Annotated in this window: 18 protein-coding genes and 1 pseudogene; 11 read left to right on the top strand and 8 right to left on the bottom strand. The window is 63.5% G+C overall.

All coding sequences use genetic code 11. The features are described from left to right. Positions 1 to 12: 12 nt before the first annotated feature. Both P6U23_RS02520 and P6U23_RS02515 read left to right on the top strand, forming a co-directional pair. Positions 13 to 993 (top strand): amino acid--[acyl-carrier-protein] ligase, encoded by a 981-nt coding sequence (locus P6U23_RS02520; protein ID WP_407178035.1) that lies wholly within the window; start codon positions 13 to 15, stop codon positions 991 to 993. Between the two features lie 23 nt (positions 994 to 1,016). Then, entirely contained in the window at positions 1,017 to 1,901 is an 885-nt protein-coding gene (locus tag P6U23_RS02515; protein WP_407178034.1) for an acyl-CoA acyltransferase, read from the top strand. 56 nt (positions 1,902 to 1,957) lie between these two features. On the opposite strand, the gene P6U23_RS02510 is transcribed toward P6U23_RS02515, so the two are convergent. Beyond that, complete coding sequence (locus P6U23_RS02510; protein ID WP_407178033.1) at positions 1,958 to 2,845, bottom strand: branched-chain amino acid aminotransferase; 888 nt, start codon at positions 2,843 to 2,845, stop codon at positions 1,958 to 1,960. Between the two features lie 146 nt (positions 2,846 to 2,991). Here P6U23_RS02510 and P6U23_RS02505 point away from each other — a divergent pair, with 146 nt between their 5' ends. From P6U23_RS02505 to recQ, 4 genes are all read left to right on the top strand, one after another. After that, positions 2,992 to 3,930: an alpha/beta hydrolase gene (locus P6U23_RS02505; protein WP_407181757.1), complete on the top strand. Its 939-nt coding sequence runs from the start codon at positions 2,992 to 2,994 to the stop codon at positions 3,928 to 3,930. Positions 3,931 to 4,220: 290 nt separating this feature from the next. After that, the gene (locus tag P6U23_RS02500) at positions 4,221 to 5,525 is read left to right on the top strand and encodes an O-acetylhomoserine aminocarboxypropyltransferase/cysteine synthase family protein (RefSeq protein WP_407181756.1); all 1,305 of its coding nucleotides are present in this window, start codon (positions 4,221 to 4,223) and stop codon (positions 5,523 to 5,525) included. 14 nt (positions 5,526 to 5,539) lie between these two features. Further along, entirely contained in the window at positions 5,540 to 6,520 is a 981-nt protein-coding gene (locus P6U23_RS02495; protein WP_407178032.1) for a homoserine O-succinyltransferase, read from the top strand. A 119-nt stretch (positions 6,521 to 6,639) separates the two neighbouring features. Further along, entirely contained in the window at positions 6,640 to 8,487 is a 1,848-nt protein-coding gene (gene recQ, locus P6U23_RS02490; RefSeq protein WP_407178031.1) for a DNA helicase RecQ, read from the top strand. 148 nt (positions 8,488 to 8,635) lie between these two features. On the opposite strand, the gene P6U23_RS02485 is transcribed toward recQ, so the two are convergent. Beyond that, positions 8,636 to 9,649, bottom strand: a complete 1,014-nt coding sequence (locus tag P6U23_RS02485; RefSeq protein WP_407178030.1) for a 1-aminocyclopropane-1-carboxylate deaminase — start codon at positions 9,647 to 9,649, stop codon at positions 8,636 to 8,638. A gap of 158 nt (positions 9,650 to 9,807) precedes the next feature. On the opposite strand from P6U23_RS02485, the gene P6U23_RS02480 reads away from it, so the two are divergent. Beyond that, positions 9,808 to 10,272: an Lrp/AsnC family transcriptional regulator gene (locus tag P6U23_RS02480; RefSeq protein ID WP_407178029.1), complete on the top strand. Its 465-nt coding sequence runs from the start codon at positions 9,808 to 9,810 to the stop codon at positions 10,270 to 10,272. 449 nt (positions 10,273 to 10,721) lie between these two features. Here P6U23_RS02480 and P6U23_RS02475 read toward each other — a convergent pair. Both P6U23_RS02475 and P6U23_RS02470 read right to left on the bottom strand, forming a co-directional pair. Then, positions 10,722 to 11,215: pseudogene (locus P6U23_RS02475) on the bottom strand (DUF3237 domain-containing protein). Positions 11,216 to 11,271: 56 nt separating this feature from the next. Next, positions 11,272 to 11,481: a hypothetical protein gene (locus P6U23_RS02470; RefSeq protein ID WP_407178028.1), complete on the bottom strand. Its 210-nt coding sequence runs from the start codon at positions 11,479 to 11,481 to the stop codon at positions 11,272 to 11,274. A gap of 53 nt (positions 11,482 to 11,534) precedes the next feature. On the opposite strand from P6U23_RS02470, the gene P6U23_RS02465 reads away from it, so the two are divergent. Both P6U23_RS02465 and P6U23_RS02460 read left to right on the top strand, forming a co-directional pair. Next, complete coding sequence (locus P6U23_RS02465; RefSeq protein ID WP_407178027.1) at positions 11,535 to 11,684, top strand: hypothetical protein; 150 nt, start codon at positions 11,535 to 11,537, stop codon at positions 11,682 to 11,684. Positions 11,685 to 11,853: 169 nt separating this feature from the next. Beyond that, the gene (locus P6U23_RS02460; RefSeq protein ID WP_407178026.1) at positions 11,854 to 13,368 is read left to right on the top strand and encodes a Do family serine endopeptidase; all 1,515 of its coding nucleotides are present in this window, start codon (positions 11,854 to 11,856) and stop codon (positions 13,366 to 13,368) included. A 199-nt stretch (positions 13,369 to 13,567) separates the two neighbouring features. On the opposite strand, the gene P6U23_RS02455 is transcribed toward P6U23_RS02460, so the two are convergent. Both P6U23_RS02455 and P6U23_RS02450 read right to left on the bottom strand, forming a co-directional pair. Next, complete coding sequence (locus P6U23_RS02455) at positions 13,568 to 13,720, bottom strand: hypothetical protein (protein WP_407178025.1); 153 nt, start codon at positions 13,718 to 13,720, stop codon at positions 13,568 to 13,570. 10 nt (positions 13,721 to 13,730) lie between these two features. Next, positions 13,731 to 15,203, bottom strand: coding sequence for a putative sulfate exporter family transporter (locus P6U23_RS02450; protein ID WP_407178024.1), 1,473 nt, complete (start codon positions 15,201 to 15,203; stop codon positions 13,731 to 13,733). A 415-nt stretch (positions 15,204 to 15,618) separates the two neighbouring features. Here P6U23_RS02450 and P6U23_RS02445 point away from each other — a divergent pair, with 415 nt between their 5' ends. Together P6U23_RS02445 and P6U23_RS02440 are read left to right on the top strand one after the other, a co-directional pair. Continuing rightward, positions 15,619 to 16,914, top strand: a complete 1,296-nt coding sequence (locus P6U23_RS02445) for an O-acetylhomoserine aminocarboxypropyltransferase (RefSeq protein ID WP_407178023.1) — start codon at positions 15,619 to 15,621, stop codon at positions 16,912 to 16,914. Positions 16,915 to 16,918: 4 nt separating this feature from the next. Continuing rightward, on the top strand, positions 16,919 to 17,701 hold the full coding sequence (locus P6U23_RS02440; protein WP_407178022.1) for an alpha/beta fold hydrolase: 783 nt from the start codon (positions 16,919 to 16,921) through the stop codon (positions 17,699 to 17,701). A 12-nt stretch (positions 17,702 to 17,713) separates the two neighbouring features. Here P6U23_RS02440 and P6U23_RS02435 read toward each other — a convergent pair whose 3' ends face one another. Together P6U23_RS02435 and P6U23_RS02430 are read right to left on the bottom strand one after the other, a co-directional pair. Further along, a complete protein-coding gene (locus P6U23_RS02435; protein WP_407178021.1) occupies positions 17,714 to 18,655 on the bottom strand; it encodes an ABC transporter substrate-binding protein in 942 nt (313 codons plus the stop codon). Then, a complete protein-coding gene (locus P6U23_RS02430) occupies positions 18,652 to 19,752 on the bottom strand; it encodes an LLM class flavin-dependent oxidoreductase (RefSeq protein WP_407178020.1) in 1,101 nt (366 codons plus the stop codon). Before P6U23_RS02430 ends, P6U23_RS02435 begins: the two co-directional genes overlap by 4 nt. Positions 19,753 to 19,756 lie beyond the last annotated feature (4 nt).

Below are 19,756 nucleotides of genomic sequence, written 5' to 3'. Positions count from 1 at the left end.
AGGACTGCCGCTATGACGATCGCCGTTCAAACCGACTCCCCCGAACTCGCGCCGCAATCAACCGATCCGCTCGACCACCTCGCCGACATCCTGTTTCACAGGATGGGCAGTGACGGCGTCTATGCGCGCACCGCGCTCTATGAAGACGTGGTGGAGCGGCTTGCGGCGCTGATCAGCCGGCATCGCGAGCCGAAGACCGAGGTGATGCGCTTTCCGCCGGTCATGAGCCGCGCCCAGCTCGAAAAGTCCGGATACCTCAAGAGCTTCCCGAATCTGCTCGGCTGCGTCTGCGGCCTGCATGGCACCGAACGCGAGATCCACGCCGCGGTGAGCCGGTTTGATGCGGGCGGCGATTGGACCACGTCGCTGTCGCCGGCCGACCTCGTGCTGTCGCCGGCCGCCTGCTATCCCGTCTATCCGATCGCAGCACACCGTGGCCCGCTGCCAGCAGGCGGCTTGCGCTTCGATGTCGCCGCCGATTGCTTCCGCCGCGAGCCTTCGCGCCATCTCGATCGGCTGCAATCTTTCCGGATGCGTGAATATGTCTGCATCGGCGATCCTTCTGACGTGGCGGCATTCCGCGAGCGCTGGATGGTGCGCGCGCAGGGCATTGCCCGCGATCTCGGGCTGACCTTCAAGGTCGATCAGGCGAGCGATCCCTTTTTTGGCCGCGTCGGCCAGATGAAGGCGGTGAGCCAGAAGCAGCAATCGCTGAAATTCGAGCTGCTGGTGCCGCTGCGCTCGGAGGATCAGCCGACCGCCTGCATGAGTTTCAACTATCACCGTGATCATTTCGGCACCACATGGGGCATCGAGGATGCGAACGGCGAGCCGGCCCACACCGGCTGTGTCGCCTTCGGCATGGATCGGCTGGCCGTCGCCATGTTCCACACCCACGGCACGGACCTGAAACGGTGGCCGTCGAAGGTGCGCGAAACGCTGGGGTTCCCGATCCACGCCGATGCCGACGCCCATGTCGAGGGCTGGCGCTGAGATCATAGTCATAAGCGGATGCTGTGACGCAGCCCAGGCCCGTGATCCGCTGTCGTGAAATCGGCATCTCCGATCTGGAGGTGATTGCCGATCTCCTGACGCGCGGCTTTGTCGGCCGTGCGCGCGGCTATTGGGTGGGCGGTCTGCGTCGACAGGCGACACGCGAGGTGCCGAACGGCGTTCCGCGCTTCGGCTACATGCTCGATCATCAGGGGACGCCGGTCGGCGTGCTGCTTTTGATCTACACGGCGCATGACGAGGGCAGCGAGCCCTCAATTCGCTGCAATCTTTCGAGCTGGTATGTCGAACCCGCGTTCCGCGGTTACGCGCCGATGCTGACCAAGATCGCGCAACGGCACAAGGACGTTACTTACGTCAATATCAGTCCGGCGAGCTGGACCTGGCGGATCATCGAAGCGCAGGGGTTTCAGCCCTATTGCAGCGGATTGTTCTTCTCGTTTCCCGCGCTGTCGCGCGCCGCGCAAGGAATGCGCTTGGAGATCACCTCGCAACAGCCGCACACGATCGACGGGCTATCCGCGGCCGAGGTCGCGCTTTTGACGCGGCACGCCGGCTATGGCTGCCTCAGCCTGGTCTGCCGCGCGGCCGACGGCCGCGCCTTTCCCTTCATCCTGCAGCCGATGCGCATCCGCCGCGGCTGGATCGGCCTGCCGGCAATGCAACTGATCTACTGCCGCGACGTCGCCGACTACATCGCCTGCGCGGGCAGCATCGGCCGCTTCCTGCTCCGGCGCGGCAAGATCGCGGTTGCCCTGGATGCCAACGGCCGCGTGGAGGGGCTGACCGGCTTCTATACGCAGGCGCGCGGCCGCAAATATTTCAAGGGCCCGAACCCTCCGCGGCTGTGCGATCTCACTGATACCGAGCTCGTGATTTACGGGCCGTAATGGCATGCGCCGTCATTCCAGGGCGGTGCAAAGCACCGAACCCGGAATGACGGGGGTCACGCCGCAAGCGGCACCGCATGCGCGAACTCCCAATACAGTTTTCGGGCCCGGGTATAGAACGGACCCGGCTTGAGCTCGCGATCGTCGATCCGAATCACCGGCGCGACCTTTGCGAAATTGCCGGTCGAGAAAATCTCGTCCGCACTGGCAAAGTCGGCATAGCGCAGCGTCGTCTCGACCACCGTGGCGCCATCGCCGCGCAAGAGCTCGATCACTCGCTGGCGCGTGATGCCGTTCAAAAAGGTACCGTTCGGCACCGGCGTGTAGACGATGCCGTCCCTGGCCATGAACACATTGGCATTGCCGAATTCCGCGACATTGCCGAGCGCATCGAGCATCAGGCAGTTCGTGAAACCGCGCGAAGCCGCCTCGCGCAGCGCCCGCGAATTGTTGGGATAAAGGCACGCCGCCTTGGCATCGACCGGCGCGCACTCCATGGTGGGCCGGCGGAACGGCGAGAGCGTAATCGCATTTCCCGTCGGCTGCGGCATCGGCGCCTCGTAGATCGAGAGACACCAGGCGGTCGTATCGGGATCGAACAGCACGCCGCCGCCGGCTCCGTGCTGCGGCCAATACATCGGCCTGATGTAGAGCTCGGCCTTCGGCGTGAAGCGGCGGATACCCTCGCGAGCCAGCTCGAGCCAAGTCTCAATATCGACCAGCGGCCTCAGTCCGAAATTGACCGCGGATTGATTGACCCGCCCGCAATGGCGATCGAGATCGGGCGCGGCGCCCTCGAAGGCGCGCGCGCCGTCAAACACCGTCGAGCCGAGCCACAGCCCATGAGTGCGCGGCCCCATGATTGGGACATTGCCTTCGTGCCACCTGCCTTCGAAGAACGTCCAGGTTTGTGAATAGCTGACGGGCTTGCTGCCGGGAACCATGCGGCCTCCATGTCGGGCGTCTGCGCGCCGCACCATGGGCGCCACCCTGTCGCAAGAGGTTTTAAGGATTCCCTTGCCTCTCCCGCCGCAATGGTGCTCGATTTATGGTTGTCTGCTCCATGCCCGCCTTGGTTAACGGTGCCGCCATGCCGCTCGATCCTCTCGCCAAACGCTTGCTCACCATGATGGCCGCGGCTTCCTCCGTGGACAGGAAGCGGCCGACGCCCGAGGAGCGCCGGCAGGCGCTGGCAAAGCTGATGCAATTTGCCCGCGGCGATGTTGGCGACGTCGCGCGCGAGGACGGCGCGTTGCCGGGCCCCGCGGGCGACATCGCCTACCGGCTCTATGCACCTTCTGCCGCGCAGGGCGACGTGGCCGCGCCGGGCTTTGTGTTCTTTCATGGCGGCGGCTTGGTCGCAGGCAGCATCGAAACTCACGATCGCATCGCGGCGGCGCTGGCACAGGCGACCGCCTGTCGCTTGATCTCGGTGGATTACCGGCTCGCGCCCGAGCACAAATTCCCCGCTGCGGTTGAGGACGCGATCGCCGCGACGCAATTTGTGCTCAGCAAAGCCGCCGACCTTGGAATCGATGCGCGCCGGCTGGTGGTCGGCGGCGATTCCGCCGGCGCGACACTCGCCGCCGTGGTCTGCCAGCATGCGGTCCGGCACGCGTGGCCGGACATTGCCGCGCAGTGCCTCATCTGCCCCGTGCTCGACTTCGAGGAAACGTCACCGTCGCGAGAGCAATTTGCCGAAAACCATCTGATCGATCGGCTGACGCTGCAGGCCGATCTCGCCGACTACCTGCCCGAGGGCGCGGACCTTGCGGACCCTCGCATCTCGCCGCTGCGCGGGCTCCATGTCGCGGGCCTGCCGCCCGCAATCATCCACACCGCCGAATATGATCCGATGCGTGACGAGGGCAACGCCTATGCGCGAAAACTGCTCGCGGCGGGCGTCACCGTCGAGCACGTCTGCCACGAGAGCATGATTCATAATTTCCATTGTCTGGGCGCGGTGCTGCCGCAGGCTCGGCTTGTGCTCTCGCAAATCGGCGAGCAGGTCCGGCGCGCGGTGGGGTGAGCCTTTATTGATGCCGGATTGCCAGTCATTCCGGGCGATACGAAGCATCGAACTATGGTGCGCAATTGCGCACTGAGAATCTCCAGATTCCGGATTTCGCGCTCACGCGCGCCCCGGAATGCCCCTCAGCAAAATTGATTCAAATTTTACCTATCCCTCGCTGCAATTCATTAGGGTTATTTCGTCGATCTTTGCGCGAATTATTGCCCCGTTCATCCCACCTCTCTAACAAAACGGCCGGCGCCACCGCACTTTCAAGAAGAAACGATGCGCCAGGCTGGAGGTCGATGATGCGCAACGAGACGATCGCTATTCACGCCGGCTACGACCCCGACCCGACCACCAAGGCAGTCGCGGTGCCGATCTACCAAACCGCCTCCTATGCCTTCGACAGCGCCGATCACGGCGCGGCACTTTTCAACTTGGAAGCGGAGGGCTTCCGCTACAGCCGCATCGCCAATCCTACCACTTCGGTGCTGGAAAAACGCATTGCCGAACTCGAAGGCGGCGTCGGTGCGCTCGCCGTGGCGAGCGGACAGGCGGCGCTGCATTTCTCGCTTGTCAACCTCGCCGACGGCGGCGGCAACATCGTTTCGGTGCCGCAGCTCTACGGCACCACACATACGCTGCTCTCGCATATCCTGCCGCGCCAGGGCATTGCCGGGCGCTTTGCCGAAAGCGACCGGCCGGACGCGATCGAGAAGCTCATCGACGATGATACCAAGGCCGTGTTCGCCGAGAGCATCGGCAACCCCGCCGGCAATGTCTGCGATATCGGGGCTCTGGCAAAGATCGCGCATCGTCATGGCGTGCCGCTGGTCGTCGACAACACCGTGGCGACGCCGATTTTGTTAAAACCTTTCGACTACGGCGCCGATATCGTCGTGCACTCGCTGACGAAATTTCTCGGCGGCCACGGCACCACGCTCGGCGGTGCCATCGTCGACAGCGGTCGTTTCCCCTGGAAGGAACAGCCGCGCCGCTTTGCCGCCTTCAACCAGCCGGACGCCTCCTATCACGGCCTCGTCTATGCCGAACGGTTCGGCGCCAAGGCCTATATCGAGCGCGCACGCAGCGTCTATCAACGCACCATGGGTTCGGTGCTGTCGCCCTTCAACGCCTTCCTGCTGTTGCAGGGGATCGAGACGGTCGCGCTGCGCGTCGAGCGGCATGTCGAAAATGCGCGCAAGGTCGCGGAGTTCCTCCGCAGTGATCCGCGCGTCGCCTGGGTCAATTTTGCCGGCTTCCCCGACAGTCCTTACTATCCGCTGGTGCAGAAATATCTCGCTGGCAATGCCTCCTCGCTGTTCACCTTCGGCATCAAGGGCGGCCTGGAGGCGGGCAAGACCTTCTATGACTCGCTGAAGCTGATCACCCGGCTCGTCAACATCGGCGACGCCAAATCACTCGCCTGCCACCCTGCTTCCACGACACACCGCCAGATGTCGCGCGAGCAGCAGCGTGCCGCCGGCGTGCTGCCGGAAACCATCCGACTTTCGATCGGCATCGAGCACATCGCCGACATCATCGAGGACCTCGATCAGGCGCTCGCAAAGGCTTGTCCGCAGCACGACCGCCTCGAGGCCGCCGAATAGGCGGCGACAGTACCATGGTGCTCCTGTTCGACAATAATCAGTCGATCGCAAGTCCGGCGCTCGCGCCCGGGCAGGATGAACTCGTCGGCGATGCGCCGGCTGAGCTGACCATCGGCCTGATCAACAACATGCCGGACAGCGCGCTCAAGGCCACCGAGCGCCAATTCATGCGCCTGCTCGGCGGCGCCGCGCGAAACCTGCGCATCCGCCTCCACTGCTTCTCCCCGCCCTCGATCAGCCGTTCGCCGGCGGCGCAATCGCATGTCGCAAAGGAATACAGCGATATCGCCGAGCTCGACCGGCTCAACATCGACGGGCTGATCGTGACCGGCGCCGAGCCGATCGCGCCAGCCTTGGCGAACGAGCCTTACTGGCGGGATCTCGCGAACATCATTGAATGGGCCAAGACGAGGACGCGTTCGACGATCTGGTCCTGCCTCGCCGCACACGCCGCCGTGCTGCATCTGGACGGCATCGAACGGCAGCGGCTCAGCGTAAAATGCTCCGGCATTTATAGCTGCGTCCGGGTGCAGGACGATTGGCTGATCCGCGGCCTGCGCGCCCCGCTCAAGATTGCCCATTCGCGCCTCAACGAGCTGCGCGAGGAGGACCTTGCGGGACGCGGCTATCAGGTCCTGACGCGATCGCAAGCCGCAGGTGTCGATATCTTCGTCAAGCAGTATCAAAGCCGTTTCATCTTCTTCCAGGGCCATCCGGAATATGATGCGTTGTCCTTGCAGCGCGAATATATGCGCGACCTCGCCCGTTTCCTGGCCGGCGAGCGCGATGACTATCCCGCGATTCCCGTCAATTATTTCGACGCAACAACCGAGGCAAGGCTCGCAAGCTTCGAGCGGCGCGCGAGGGCGAAACGCGAGCCGACGCTTGCGGCCGAGCTTCCGGGCCTCACGCTTCGCGGCGATATCGCCGCGGGCGTGGCCGCGAGCGTGATCTTCAGGAACTGGCTCGGCTTCCTGGCCAGGCCGGCCGAATAGGGCCAGGGTCGGACGGCCGCCCGGCCAGGCGCGTCAGGCTGGCACTGTCGCGCAAAGGCGGATAGATTGACCGCTCCGCAAATCCCATCGCACCCGACTTCACCCCAACCTGCAATCGCGTGCTCGAGACTGACCGCCTCCATTCCGTTCTGAACTCCGTGTTCGGGCTGACGGCCTTTCGCGGTGCGCAGGACCAAATCATCCGGCATGTCACGGCTGGCGGCAATTGTCTGGTGCTGATGCCGACCGGCGGCGGCAAGTCGCTGTGTTATCAATTGCCGTCGCTGCTCCGCGAAGGCTGCGGCATCGTGGTCTCGCCGCTGATCGCACTGATGCGGGACCAGGTTGCGGGCCTCATCGAGGCCGGCGTCAATGCCGCCGTCCTGAACTCGACCCTCTCCTATCAGGAGGCATCCGAGGTCGAGCGGCGGCTGATCGCGGGCGATCTCGACCTGCTTTATGTCGCACCGGAACGGCTGCTCACCCCGCGCTGTCTGTCGCTGCTCGATCAGGCGCGCATCGCGCTGTTCGCCATCGACGAAGCACATTGCGTCTCGCAATGGGGGCACGATTTTCGGCCCGAATATATCGGGCTCTCGCTGCTCGCGGAGCGCTTCCCGGCCGTGCCGCGCATCGCCCTGACCGCGACCGCCGATGCGCTGACACGAAGGGAAATCATCGAGCGGCTGGCGCTATCCGATGCGCCGCAGTTCGTCTCGAGCTTCGACCGACCGAACATCCGTTACGAGATCGTCGACAAGAAGAATGCGGTGGGGCAACTCAAAACCTTCATCGCCGAGCGGCATCCGGGCGAATCCGGCGTCGTCTATTGCCTGAGCCGCGCCAGGGTCGAGGAAGTCGCAAACGCGCTGAAAGATGCCGGAATCCCCGCCCTGCCCTATCATGCCGGGCTGGAGGCGAGCGTGCGCGCCCGCCACCAGGATCGCTTCATCAACGAGGACGGCATCGTCATCGTCGCCACCATCGCCTTCGGCATGGGCATCGACAAGCCCGACGTGCGGTTCGTCGCCCATCTCGATCTGCCCAAGAGCATCGAGGCCTATTATCAGGAGACCGGCCGCGCCGGCCGCGACGGCAAGCCCTCGACGGCCTGGATGGCTTACGGCTTGTCGGACATCGTCCAGCAGCGGCGCATGATCGACGAATCCGATGCTTCGGAAACCTATAAGCGTGTCTCGGTGCAAAAGCTCGAGGCGCTGGTGGCGCTGGCCGAAGCAGCCAACTGCCGGCGCGTGCGGCTCTTGTCCTATTTCGGCGAGACGTTTCATTGCGAGAATTGCGGCAATTGCGACAACTGCCTGTCGCCGCCGCGGCTGCGCGACGGCAAGGTCCTCGCGCAAAAGCTGTTGTCCTGCGTCTACCGCACCGGGCAGCGCTTCGGCGCCATGCATCTGATCGATGTTCTCGTTGGCCGCCTGACCGAGCGGGTCAAGCAATTCGAGCACGACAAGCTGAGCGTATTCGCCGTCGGGCGCGAGCTCAACGAGAAGCAATGGCGCGTGGTGCTGCGGCAGCTCATTGCCATGGGCCATCTGCGCGCCGATCACGAAGCCTATGGCGCGTTGAAGCTGACGGAGACGGCGCGCGGCGTGCTGCGCGGCGAGACCGAGGTGTGGCTGCGCGAGGAGCAGGAGGGCCCACGCAACCGCGCGATCCGCGCCAAATCGAGGCGCGGCGATCTCGCAGCCACTGCGGCTGGCCTCGGCAGAGCCGATCCCAATCTGCAGGCCGCATTGCGGGCCTGGCGCTCGCAAACGGCGCGCAAGCGCGGCGTGCCGGCCTATGTCGTGCTGCACGACTCCACCCTCGACGGCATCGCCGCCGCACGCCCGTCAACGCTTGCCGGCTTACGCGGCGTCGCCGGCATCGGCGACAAGAAGCTCGAGCATTACGGTGCCGAGTTGATCGCGGTGATCACGGCAAACCGCGCCGAGCCAGCTTCGTAGGGTGGGTAGAGCGAAGCGAAACCCACCATTGCAAATGCGATCCGCAAAGCGATGGGTTTCGCTCCGCTCTACCCATCCTACGGTCCTACGGTCGACGTGGGTCGCCATAGCCGATTTCACCTCGCCCCGTGAAGAACGCTGAGAAGAATCACCCGTTCCTGAACGTGTATGCATAGCCATTGATCGCCGGCGCGCCGCCGAGATGGGCGTAAAGCACCTTTGATCCCGCCGGGAAGTAGCCCTTCTGCACGAGATCGATCATGCCCTGCATGGATTTGCCCTCATAGACGGGATCGGTGATCATGCCCTCCAGCCGCGCCGAGAGCCGGATGGCCTCTTTGGTCGCCTCCGAGGGAATGCCGTAAGCCGGATAGGCATAATCCTCGATCAGCACCACATCGTCATCTTCGATTTCGCGGCCGAGCTCGACCAGCCGCGCGGTATTGCGCGCGATGTCGAGCACCTGCGCCTTGGTCTGCTGCGGCGTGAAGGAGGCGTCGATGCCGATCACGCGGCGCTGCCTTCCATCCTTGGCGAAGCCAACCACCATGCCGGCATGCGTCGAGCCGGTGACGGTGCAGACCACGATGTAATCGAAGGAGAAGCCGAGCTGCTTCTCCTGCGCGCGCACCTCTTCGGCAAAGCCGACGTAACCGAGGCCACCGAGCTTGTGCACGGACGCGCCCGCCGGGATCGCGTAGGGCTTGCCGCCCTTCGCCTTCACCTCCTCGATCGCTTCCTCCCAGCTCTTGCGGATGCCGATATCAAAGCCGTCATCGACCAGGCGCGTGTCGGCGCCCATGATGCGGCTGAGCAGGATGTTGCCGACGCGATCGTAGACCGCGTCCTCATGGGGCACCCAGGCTTCCTGCACCAGGCGGCACTTCATGCCGAGCTTGGCCGCAACCGCCGCGACCATGCGCGTGTGGTTGGACTGCACGCCGCCGATCGAAACCAGCGTATCGGCATTGGAGGCGATGGCGTCCGGGATGATGTATTCGAGCTTGCGCAGCTTGTTGCCGCCGAAGGCAAGGCCCGAATTGCAATCTTCCCGCTTGGCGTAGATCTCGACCTTGCCGCCGAGATGGCGGGAGAGCCGCTCCAGCTTCTCGATGTAGGTGGGGCCGAAGGTGAGCGGATAGCGCGCGAATTTTTCCAGCATCTGGTGTCCCGATGTTTTAACCGTCGCGGGAGGCCCTATCACCAACGGCGAGAAATGTGCTCTCTAAATGGAGCAACCTGTTGCGTGATTTATCGCACAACTCCGTAATTTCATTGTAGTTTCGATCGCCATTTGGTTTATTTTCGAAAGAATCTTCCATGTCAGCGCGGCTCGACCGGATCGACCTCAAGATATTGCGTTTGCTGCAGAATAACGGCCGCCTCTCGAACGCTGAGCTGGCCGAGATGGTAGGCGTCAGTGCTGCCACCTGTCACCGCCGTACCCAGCGACTGTTCGACGAGGGCTTTATCGGCGCGGTCCGCGCGATGATCGCGCCGCGCAAGGTTGGCAAGGGCGCGTTGGCGATGGTCGGGGTCGTGCTCGACCGCTCCACACCCGAAAGCTTTGCCGCCTTCGAACAGGCGGTGGCGAAATTGAAGTTCGTGCTCGACTGCCATCTGGTGGCGGGCGACTTCGATTACTTCCTCAAAATCCGCGTCGGCGACATGGAGGACTTCAATCGCATTCATGGCGAACAATTGATCGCATTGCCCAGCGTGCGGCAGACCCGCACCTTTTTTGTGATGAAGGAAGTCGTCGACAACGCGCCGCTGGATTTTTGACACAGTCTCGACGTGGGAAGTCGATTCCCCAATTTCATTGTCGCGTTCTTGGGAACAGCAACCAGCAAGCATCGTTGTCGTGCACTCATCAACGATGGAGATTTTGATGAAGAAGACGATCGCTGTCGCGACAGCACTCCTGCTTGGAACGAGCGTATGCGCGTTCGCCCAAGGTACCAAGGGCGGCACGTCTACAATGCCGCAAGATCAGGAGATGCAGGGCTCCCCGTCGGACACGAGCAGTGGAGCATCGCAAGTGAACCCCGGCGGCCACGTGCAGAGCAAAGGCACGACCGGACAGTCACAGTCGCGAGGCGCGACCAGGGGCTCGTCGCAAATGGCTCCTGGTGATCGTACGAACGAGCCGCGCAGCAAATACTGAGCCATCCGCGCTCAATGCAGCGAGGACCCGTCAGTCACGCGCTGGCGGGTTCTTGCTTTTCATCGCCTCAGACGAGTTGCGCCACCTTGTAGGCGATGCCGCCTTCGACCAGATAGCCGACCCCCACGCAGACGACGTCGTTCAGCCAGGCGTAGTCCTTCGCGCCGGTTTCAACAGCGGGTTGGTGCGGAAATAATAGCGGGAGGGATCGACCTGGTACCGCTTCACGGGATCGGCAATGTCCGCACGGAGATCAGGCGGAACGATCCAGCGGCCGCCATAGGTCATCTGCACCAGCGCGCCATCGTCGGTCTGCAGCGTCAGGCGGACGTCGAGCGTCATCGCGCGGTCGGCGCGAAACAGCGCCCAATCGCCGCCGCCGGCAAGGACCGTGCCGGATAGTCTTGGACCTGCGAACGATCCGCCGGCGGCGCCGAACAGAACGCGCCGGCCCAGCGGGCCCTCGCCGATATTGAGGCGCGGATTGAGATCGATGACGATGTCGAACAGATGCGTCGTCGTGATGTCGCCGACAGCCTTGATGCGGGCATCCGGTTTCATGGGACATGATCTCCAATTGCAGCGAGCAACGAGCGTGTTCGCTGAACTCGCGTCTTTCACATTGCAGCGGAGGCGGCGACCTTGCCGAACAGCTTTTCGCGCACCGCATCCGTCGAAACGCCGGATTGCGCGCAAAGCGAGGAGAGATCGAAGAGGAAGCGCTCGCGCGCGATCAGGCCGTCCTTGAATTCGAATTGAATGAACACCGGCAGTTCGGCCTGCCTGCCATTGGGTTTCACGCCGAAGCGCTCGCCGGTCATGGTCATCCGGACGGCGCCCCAACAGATCAGGGCCTCGCCAGCGCGACGGCGAGCTTCATTTGGACGACGTCGGTCTGCTCGGCCGCATGGTCGACGCCATGATCTGCAAGATGGCGCTGATGCTGCCGGGGACGGACAACCCGAAGAAGCTGCGCGAGCGCGGACGCAAGATCATCGCCAACCTGCTCGACTCGTTCCGCCGGACGTGAGGCGCGGCGCGCATCCCCGTCGCAGCCAGCCTCAGGCGGCCCGCCGCCTTACTCAGAATTAATTCCGCCGAAAGCACAAATTAATCCGCCCGACAGGATGCGGTAAGGGCCAAAGCGTTACGTCTCCAAGCAAGGCCACGGGGCTCAAGCATTACTTGGAGATTTCGCGATGACAGAAGGCAAGGAACATCCAATTCGTCAGATACTATCCACGCGGCGGCTCGCGCTCCTTGGCTCGGCTGCGGTGCTCGGCTCCGCCCTGGTGCTGGGCGGCCCCCTCAGCAACAGCCATTTCGCCGAACCAGCGTTCGCTGCGACGCAGGCCGCGCAGCAAGGGCCGACCGGCTTCGCCGACCTTGTCGCCAAGGTAAAGCCGGCGGTGATTTCCGTGCGCGTGAAGGTCGACCAAAGCGCCAGCGATGACATGCTCGGCCAGAACAGCAACGAGCTCATGCCCTTCGAAGGCACGCCGTTTGAAAAATTCTTCCGTCAATACGGCTTCGATGGCAATCCGAAAGGGCTGCAGCGTCATCAGGTCATCACCGGAGTCGGTTCCGGATTCTTCATTTCTGCCGATGGCTATGCCGTGACCAACAACCACGTGGTCGACCACGCCACGTCGGTCCAGGTCACGACGGACGACGGCACGATCTACGACGCGAAGGTGATCGGCACCGATCCGAAGACCGATCTTGCGCTGATCAAGGTGGACGGCAAAGGCAAGGATTTTGCCTACGCCAATTTCGAGGATCAGAAGCCGCGCGTTGGCGACTGGGTGGTCGCCGTCGGCAACCCGTACGGTCTCGGCGGTACCGTAACTGCCGGCATCATCTCGGCCGAAGGCCGCGAAATCGGCGCCGGTCCTTATGACGACTACATCCAGATCGACGCGCCCATCAACAAGGGCAATTCGGGCGGCCCGACCTTCGACACCAACGGCAACGTGATCGGCGTCAACACCGCGATCTATTCGCCCACCGGCGGATCGGTCGGCATCGGCTTTGATATCCCGGCGCAGACCGCGAAGTCTGTGATCGCCCAGCTCAAGGAGCACGGCTCCGTGACGCGCGCCTATATTGGCGTGCAGGTGCAGCCGGTCACCGCCGGCATTGCCGAAAGCCTTGGGCTGAAGAAGACTGAAGGCGCGCTGGTCGACGAAGCCCAGGCAGATACGCCGGCGGCAAAGGCCGGCATCCAGGCGGGCGACGTCATCACCGCGGTCAACGGCACGGCGGTCAAGGACTCGCGCGATCTCGCGCGTCAGATCTCGACCATGGCGCCCGGCTCCACGGCAAAGCTCGACATCCTGCGCAAGGGTGAGTCGAAGACCATCGAAGTGACGCTTGCGACCATGCCCAACCAGAAGCAGGCCAATGCAGGCAATCACGAAGACTTCTCCGGCCCCGGCGTGCCACACCTTGGCCTCTCGGTCGCACCGGCGGGCGAAGTCGCTGGCGCCGGCGGCAAGGGTCTGGTGGTCACCGCCGTCGATCCGGATGGCAAGGCGGCCGAGCACGGCTTCCAGTCCGGCGACGTGATCCTCGAGGTCGCGGGCAAGAGCGTCTCTTCCGCAAGCGAGCTGCGCCAGGCGCTGGCTGATGCCAAGAGCCAGGGCAAGCACGACGTGCTGATGCGGGTGAAGACCGCCGACAACACTCACTTCGTCGCCATGCCGATCGGTTAAGGCTTGGCGAAACCAGCCCGCCGCTTCGCGCGTTCTCCAGGCGCGAGCGGCGGGCACTTTTTTGTTGCGGTCGCTAATCTAAACCCGTCATCCTGAGGCGCTCGCCAACGGGTCCGCGCGCGGAGCGCGGACCCGTTGGCGGCCTTCTCAGGGATGTCGGCGATAGTTCTGAGTTTGCCTCAATCCAGTCCGGATCAATCTACAGCTTCACCGGGAACAGATGATTGAGCCCGACCAGAATAATCAGCAGCGCGATGCCGAGACCGAGGCTGTAGCCGATCAGCTTCTTCTCGATCGGCAGTAGCGGCTCGCCGGCGTTGCTTCCATCCTCGACTTTAACATCAGACGACATCGAAACCTCCTTAGCTCGCGAGCGGCGGCTTGAAGCCCGAGAAAAACAGCCACGAGATCAACAAGCCGACCCAGATCACGAAGCCGAACAGCGAGACGACATAGACCGCGGCGAGCTTGCCGAAGCCGTCCTGCCAGAGCTTGCGGAAATCCGACAGCACGCCGATCGAGAAGAAGGTCAGGATAAAGAAGATCACGCGGAACACGTTCGCCTCGCCCGCCGCCGCGGGCAGCGCCTTGGCGATGTCAGCCGTGGTGCCGAGCGCAAGCCATAACGAGATCGCGAACACCGCGACAAATCCAAGGATGAATTTGGGGAAGCGCTCCCAGATCTCGCCGGCTCTCGCCTTGTCCGCGCGCTTGTCGATATGGTTGGTCCAGATATAGCCGAGGATGAAAGCCCAGACGCCGATGAAGATGTCGATGAACACCTTGACCGTCGCGGTCGTCGCCAAGATCCAGCCCGGCTGATACTTCACGCCTTCCGCAGCCGCTTTCGCCAGGATCAGCGATTCCGTGATGCCGCCGGCGGCGACCGCGGCGCCGTCGGTCTTCACCGCAAGCCCCATCCAGGCGCCGGCGACCAGCGGCTCGTGCCACAGGAACGTCTGCGCCAGGAACGGCAGGATCAAGACCTCGACCACCGCGAACACCACGACGAGCGAGGACACCAGCACCGGCACCGCGGGACGCGCGCGAATGGCGCCGCCGGTGGCGATCGCTGCGGCGACGCCGCAGATCGAAATGCCTGAAGCCAGCGGCACGGACCATTCGCGGGAAAAACCGAACCATTTGCGGGCGACGAAATAGACCACCGACCAATAGATCAGATAGGCCTCGATGATCGCGGCAACGCCGCGCAAGAGGATCGAGGAAGCGAGGTTGAGCCGTCCCGCCGCGGTGACCGCAACCGTCGCTCCCAGGATCACGATCGCGATCTTGATGTAGAGCTCGGGGCGGATCGCTTCCTTCAACCACTCCGCGAAGCGGGGAAAGAAGTTTGCAATCACGAGACCGGACAGCAGCGCCACGATAAAGCCGCCCTCATTGGTGAGCTTGAGCGACCAGGAAACACCGAATTTCTGCTGCTCGGCCGGCGTGACTGCGGCGATGTGAGCATAGCTGCCGATGACCCAGCTTGCGTAAGCGATGGCGAACACGACGGTGAAGGCAACAGCGAATTTCTTCACGTCGGCGCCGAGCGCCGTCACCCCTGCGCTGAGCACGACCAGCAGCGCGGCATAGGTCGCAAGCAGCGCGCCCACGCCGCCGAGCCCCGCATACGCCTTGGCAACGGGCGCGAGCGCGCCGGTGATGTCGGTATAGACCGACGTCGTCACCGCCCAGCCCAGGAGGTCGCGGCCGCTGAGGCTGAACAACGCGAGCGCGAACACAAGCACTCCGATGACAACCGCAAGCCAGTCTTCACTCAAATTATCCTTCGAGGCGGCCGTCGTGGCCGACTTCACCGCAATGTCCGACATCGTGATCCCCAGCAAAACAGGCGCAAAAGCGCCGCGAAAATCGATGCCGTCTATGAAACCACGCTCGACAAAACTAACAATCTTACAGAATTTCTTTCTTCACCAAGGTGGGAGAATGAACCTGCTGGCGAAAGCGAGGCGGCTGATAGAAGTTTCCTTTTGAGTCTGTTGGGGCAAATTCCGGCGATTCGCTCCCCGGTCTTCCCGTCATTTCGGGGCGATGCGTCAGCATCGAACTATGGTGCGCAATTGCGCACCTGAGAATCTCGAGATTCCGGGTCACGCTTCGCGTGCCCCGGAATGACGGCGCCGGACCAGCCGATTCACTGAAAAAGGAGCACCCCAAAAAAGCTGACGTCCGGCCGCCGTTTGTGGCACAACACCTCCGCACACTGCCGATCCGCGAGGAGACAAAATGCCCGCGCCAAAGCCACCTGCATTTGAAACCTTGAGCCTGCACGCAGGCCAGCATCCGGACCCCACGACCGGTGCCCGTGCGGTGCCGATCTACCAGACCACATCCTATGTGTTTGAGGACTCGGATCACGCGGCGGCACTGTTCAATTTGGAGCGCGCCGGGCACATCTACACCCGCATCTCCAATCCGACCACGGCCGTGCTCGAGGAGCGGCTCGCTGCACTCGAGAATGGCGTCGGTGCAATCTGCACCGCGAGCGGCATGGCGGCGATGCATCTTGCGATCGCCACACTGCTCAATGCCGGGGACCATATCGTCGCCTCGGCATCGCTCTATGGCGGCACCATCAACCTGCTCGCGCATACGCTGCCGCGCTTCGGCATCACCACGAGTTTCGTCAAGCCGCGCGACCTCAGCGCCTTTCGCGCTGCGATCAGGCCGAATACGCGGCTCGTCATCGCCGAGACCATCGGCAATCCCGGTCTTGAAGTGCTCGACACTCCCGCGGTTGCGACAATCGCGCACGACGCAAAGATCCCGCTCCTGATCGACAACACCTTCGCGACGCCTTACCTCAGTCGGCCGATCGAGCACGGTGCCGATATCGTCATGCATTCCGTGACAAAATGGCTCGGTGGCCATGGTATCGCGATCGGAGGTGCCATCATCGACGGTGGCAATTTCGACTGGCGGACTTCGGGAAAATTTCCGCTGCTGACGGAGCCTTATGCCGGCTATCACGGCATCGTCTTTGACGAACAGTTCGGCCCCGCCGCCTTCATCATGCGCGCGCGCACGGAGGGCTTGCGCGATTTCGGTGCCTGCCTGTCGCCGACCAACGCTTTCCAACTGCTGCAGGGCGTCGAGACGCTGCCGGTTCGCATGGAGCGCCACATGCAAAACACCCATGCCGTGCTTGACGCGCTGAAGAGCAACAAGGCCGTCGAATGGGTGCTGCATCCGGCGCTGGAGGATCATCCCGATTACCAACTGGCAAAACGGCTGCTGCCGCGCGGCGCCGGCTCGATCGTCAGCTTCGGCATCAAGGGTGGCCGCGCCGCGGGACGCAAATTCATCGAGTCGCTGCGGATGATCAGCCATCTCGCCAATGTCGGCGACGTCAAGACCTTGGTCATTCACCCCGCCTCGACCACACATCAGCAGATGGATGCCGAGCAGTTGAAAGCCGCAGGGATCGGTGAGGAGCTGGTGCGGCTCTCGGTCGGCATCGAAGCCGCGCAAGACATCATCGATGACCTCTCCTTCGCGTTGCGCGCCTCGCAAAAGGTCTGAAGCCATGAATTTATCCGTCTACGGCGTTGATGCCTTCGTTGCGACCGGCGGCCGCGCATTCGATGCCAAGCAGCCGACCGTCGTCCTGATCCATGGCGCAGGCTTCGATCATTCCACCTGGGCACTGCACAGCCGCTGGTTCGCCCATCATGGTTTTTCCGTGCTGGTGCCGGATCTGCCCGGGCACGGCCGTTCGGCCGGCCCGGCCCTGAAAAGCATCGCCGCGATGGCGGACTGGATCGCTGGCCTGCTGACTGCGGCCGGCGTGGCCAAGGCGCATCTGATCGGTCACTCCATGGGATCGCTGATTGCACTGGAGACTTCGGCCCGGCATGCGGACAAGGTGTCGGCGCTCAGCCTGATCGGCACGGCCGCCACCATGACCGTCGGCCCCGATCTTCTCAAAGCCGCCGAGGCCAACGACCCTGCCGCGATCGACATGGTCTCGATCTGGGGCTTGGGCTTTGCCGCCGAGCTCGGCGGCAGCCTCGCACCCGGTTTGTGGATGCACGGCGGCGCGCTGCGCGTGCTGCAGCATTGCGCCCCGGGCGTGCTGTACGCCGATCTCAACGCCTGCAATTCATATCAGGATGCGCTCACGGCGGCCGCGAAGGTCATGGTGCCGACCACCATCATCCTCGGCGAGCGCGACATGATGACGCCCGCCAAGGCCGGCAAGGCGCTCGCGGCGGCGATCCCCAATGCGCGCACCGTCGTGCTCGCCGGTGCCGGCCATATGCTGATGACGGAACGCCCGGACGAGTTGCTGGCGGCCCTCAAGGGATGAGACGGGGCTGGATCATAGTCCCGCTCCCTTGGCGATCGCTTCCGCGAACGAGCGGTCGACAATGGCCGAAGCCTCCAGCTTCTGCCTGATCAGCCCGGAGCGAACATATAGATCGATCGTCTGCTGCTCGCCGGCCACGACGCTGTCGTCGATCGGCGCGATCCGGATCTTTGCGCGCGAGAGCCAGTTCACCGCGACCGCCGGCGGGATATTCATCAGCTTGCCCCAGGTCTCGGCGTAGCTGTTGACGTTGCCGAGCGACCAGGCCCGCGCGGCGGCGAGACGCTGGACAAAATCCGCAAGCGCTTCGCGCTTGTCGCGGATGGCCTCCGGCGTTGCGACCTCAAAGCTCAGGCCCGGCGTCAGCCCTTCTCCGGTGAGGATTCGGCGGGATTTGAACAGCACCTCTTCCTGGCTGACATAGGGCTCCCAGGTTGACCACGCATCGACCGAACCTTGGCTATAGGCGACCTTGGCATCCGACGGCGCGAGGAAAACGATCTGCACATCGCTCGCCGTCCATCCCTTTGCTTCCAGCGCGGCAAGGACGAGCTGATGGCCGATGGAGCCGCGGCCGGTCGCGATCTTCTTACCTTTGAGATCGTCGAAGCTTTTGATCGACGACTTTTCCGGAACCAAGATCGCAAGCCCCTCGCGCGACTGCCGGATGGCGGCGATCGCCTTCACCGGGATGTTGGCGGCGGCAGCAAAGGTGAAAGGCGCATCGCCAACCAGCCCGGTGTCGATTGCCCCTGCCCCGAGCGCTTCGAGCAAGGGCGCAGCGGCGGCAAACTCCTTCCACTCGATCTTGTAGGGCACGTCCTTCAACACGCCCGCCGCTTCCATGACCGCTTGCGAATTTCCCTTCTGGTCGCCGACGCGCAGCAAGGTTTGCGCGCCGCCGACACTGCCAGCCGCAACGAGCAGCGCAATGGCAAGAGCAATCCGGATCATTCCGCGGCCAGCCCCTTCGCAGCCTGCCGCTCCGCGATCAGCTTGCGCGTCAACGGGATCAGCTCGCGGCCGTACTCGATGGCATCGATCAGCGGATCAAAGCCGCGGATCAGGAAATGGCTGATGCCGAGGTCGTAATAATCGCCGAACACTTCGGCGACCTGCTCGGGTGTGCCGACCAGCGCGGTGGTATTGCTGTTGGCGCCGGTGAGCTTGGCGATCTCGGTCCACAGGCGCTTGTCGATGCGCTTGCCCTGATCGGCCAATGCAAGCAGGCGCCGCGCGCCGGCGGTGGCATGGCCGTCCGCGGGCTTGCGATAGCCAGTCCGGTCCTGCAGCCGCGTGGCCTGCTCGAGAATGGCCTCCGCCTTGGCCCAGGCCTTTTCCTCGGTGTCGGCAAGGATCGGCCGCACCGACAGGCTGAACCGCGGGGTCGGCCTGCCATGCTTCACCGCTGCGCTGTGAACGCGCGACGTCACATCCCGCACCTGGGCATAGGACTCGCCCCACAGTGCGAAAGTGTCGGCATGCTTTCCGGCAACCTCGATGGCCGAATCGGAGGCGCCGCCGAAGTAGATCCTGATGCCTTCGGGCCGATAGGGCTTGACCTGCGAGAACGCGTTCTCGACCTGGTAGTATTTGCCCGCATAGTTGAACGGCTTGTCGCTGGTCCATTCGGCCCGCACGATGTCGAGGAATTCGCTGGTACGCCCGTAACGCTCGTCCTTGTCATCGAGCGTGTTGCCGTCCTGCCGCAGCTCCTTGGCGTTGCCGCCGGTGATGACGTGCAGGGCGACGCGGCCCTTGGAGAATTGGTCGAGCACCGCGAATTGACGCGCGAGCAGGGTCGGCGCCGTGAAGCCGGGCCGCTGCGCGATCAGCACGTTGAGCCGCTCGGTCACGGAGAGCACGTGCTGGGCGACCTGCAGGCTGTCGGGCGTGGTCGAATGAAACGCGAGCAGCGCGCGATCGAAGCCGGCGTTCTCATGCGCCTTCGCTACCGTCTCGATATGGGTCGGGTCGAGCACCGGCCCCTGCCGGACGATCGTCTCCGATGAGTTGTTGTTGCTGATATAGCCGATGAACTCGATCGACATCGTG

Origin of the sequence: Bradyrhizobium sp. STM 3562, assembly GCF_045571435.1 — a bacterium.
Lineage (GTDB): Bacteria > Pseudomonadota > Alphaproteobacteria > Rhizobiales > Xanthobacteraceae > Bradyrhizobium.
Note: the sequence above shows the minus strand (reverse complement) of the source record. Positions and strands in the feature narration are given on the sequence as shown.

Bases quoted from the DNA above. Each gene is read 5' to 3' on its own strand.
- P6U23_RS02520 (WP_407178035.1), top strand. From the start codon at position 13: ATGACGATCGCCGTTCAAACCGACTCCCCCGAACTCGCGCCGCAATCA.
- P6U23_RS02510 (WP_407178033.1), bottom strand. From the start codon at position 2,845: ATGGTTCCCGGCAGCAAGCCCGTCAGCTATTCACAAACCTGGACGTTC.
- P6U23_RS02505 (WP_407181757.1), top strand. From the start codon at position 2,992: ATGCCGCTCGATCCTCTCGCCAAACGCTTGCTCACCATGATGGCCGCG.
- P6U23_RS02500 (WP_407181756.1), top strand. From the start codon at position 4,221: ATGCGCAACGAGACGATCGCTATTCACGCCGGCTACGACCCCGACCCG.
- P6U23_RS02495 (WP_407178032.1), top strand. From the start codon at position 5,540: ATGGTGCTCCTGTTCGACAATAATCAGTCGATCGCAAGTCCGGCGCTC.
- P6U23_RS02485 (WP_407178030.1), bottom strand. From the start codon at position 9,649: ATGCTGGAAAAATTCGCGCGCTATCCGCTCACCTTCGGCCCCACCTAC.
- P6U23_RS02480 (WP_407178029.1), top strand. From the start codon at position 9,808: ATGTCAGCGCGGCTCGACCGGATCGACCTCAAGATATTGCGTTTGCTG.
- P6U23_RS02470 (WP_407178028.1), bottom strand. From the start codon at position 11,481: ATGACCATGACCGGCGAGCGCTTCGGCGTGAAACCCAATGGCAGGCAG.
- P6U23_RS02460 (WP_407178026.1), top strand. From the start codon at position 11,854: ATGACAGAAGGCAAGGAACATCCAATTCGTCAGATACTATCCACGCGG.
- P6U23_RS02455 (WP_407178025.1), bottom strand. From the start codon at position 13,720: ATGTCGTCTGATGTTAAAGTCGAGGATGGAAGCAACGCCGGCGAGCCG.
- P6U23_RS02450 (WP_407178024.1), bottom strand. From the start codon at position 15,203: ATGTCGGACATTGCGGTGAAGTCGGCCACGACGGCCGCCTCGAAGGAT.
- P6U23_RS02445 (WP_407178023.1), top strand. From the start codon at position 15,619: ATGCCCGCGCCAAAGCCACCTGCATTTGAAACCTTGAGCCTGCACGCA.
- P6U23_RS02440 (WP_407178022.1), top strand. From the start codon at position 16,919: ATGAATTTATCCGTCTACGGCGTTGATGCCTTCGTTGCGACCGGCGGC.
- P6U23_RS02435 (WP_407178021.1), bottom strand. From the start codon at position 18,655: ATGATCCGGATTGCTCTTGCCATTGCGCTGCTCGTTGCGGCTGGCAGT.
- P6U23_RS02430 (WP_407178020.1), bottom strand. From the start codon at position 19,752: ATGTCGATCGAGTTCATCGGCTATATCAGCAACAACAACTCATCGGAG.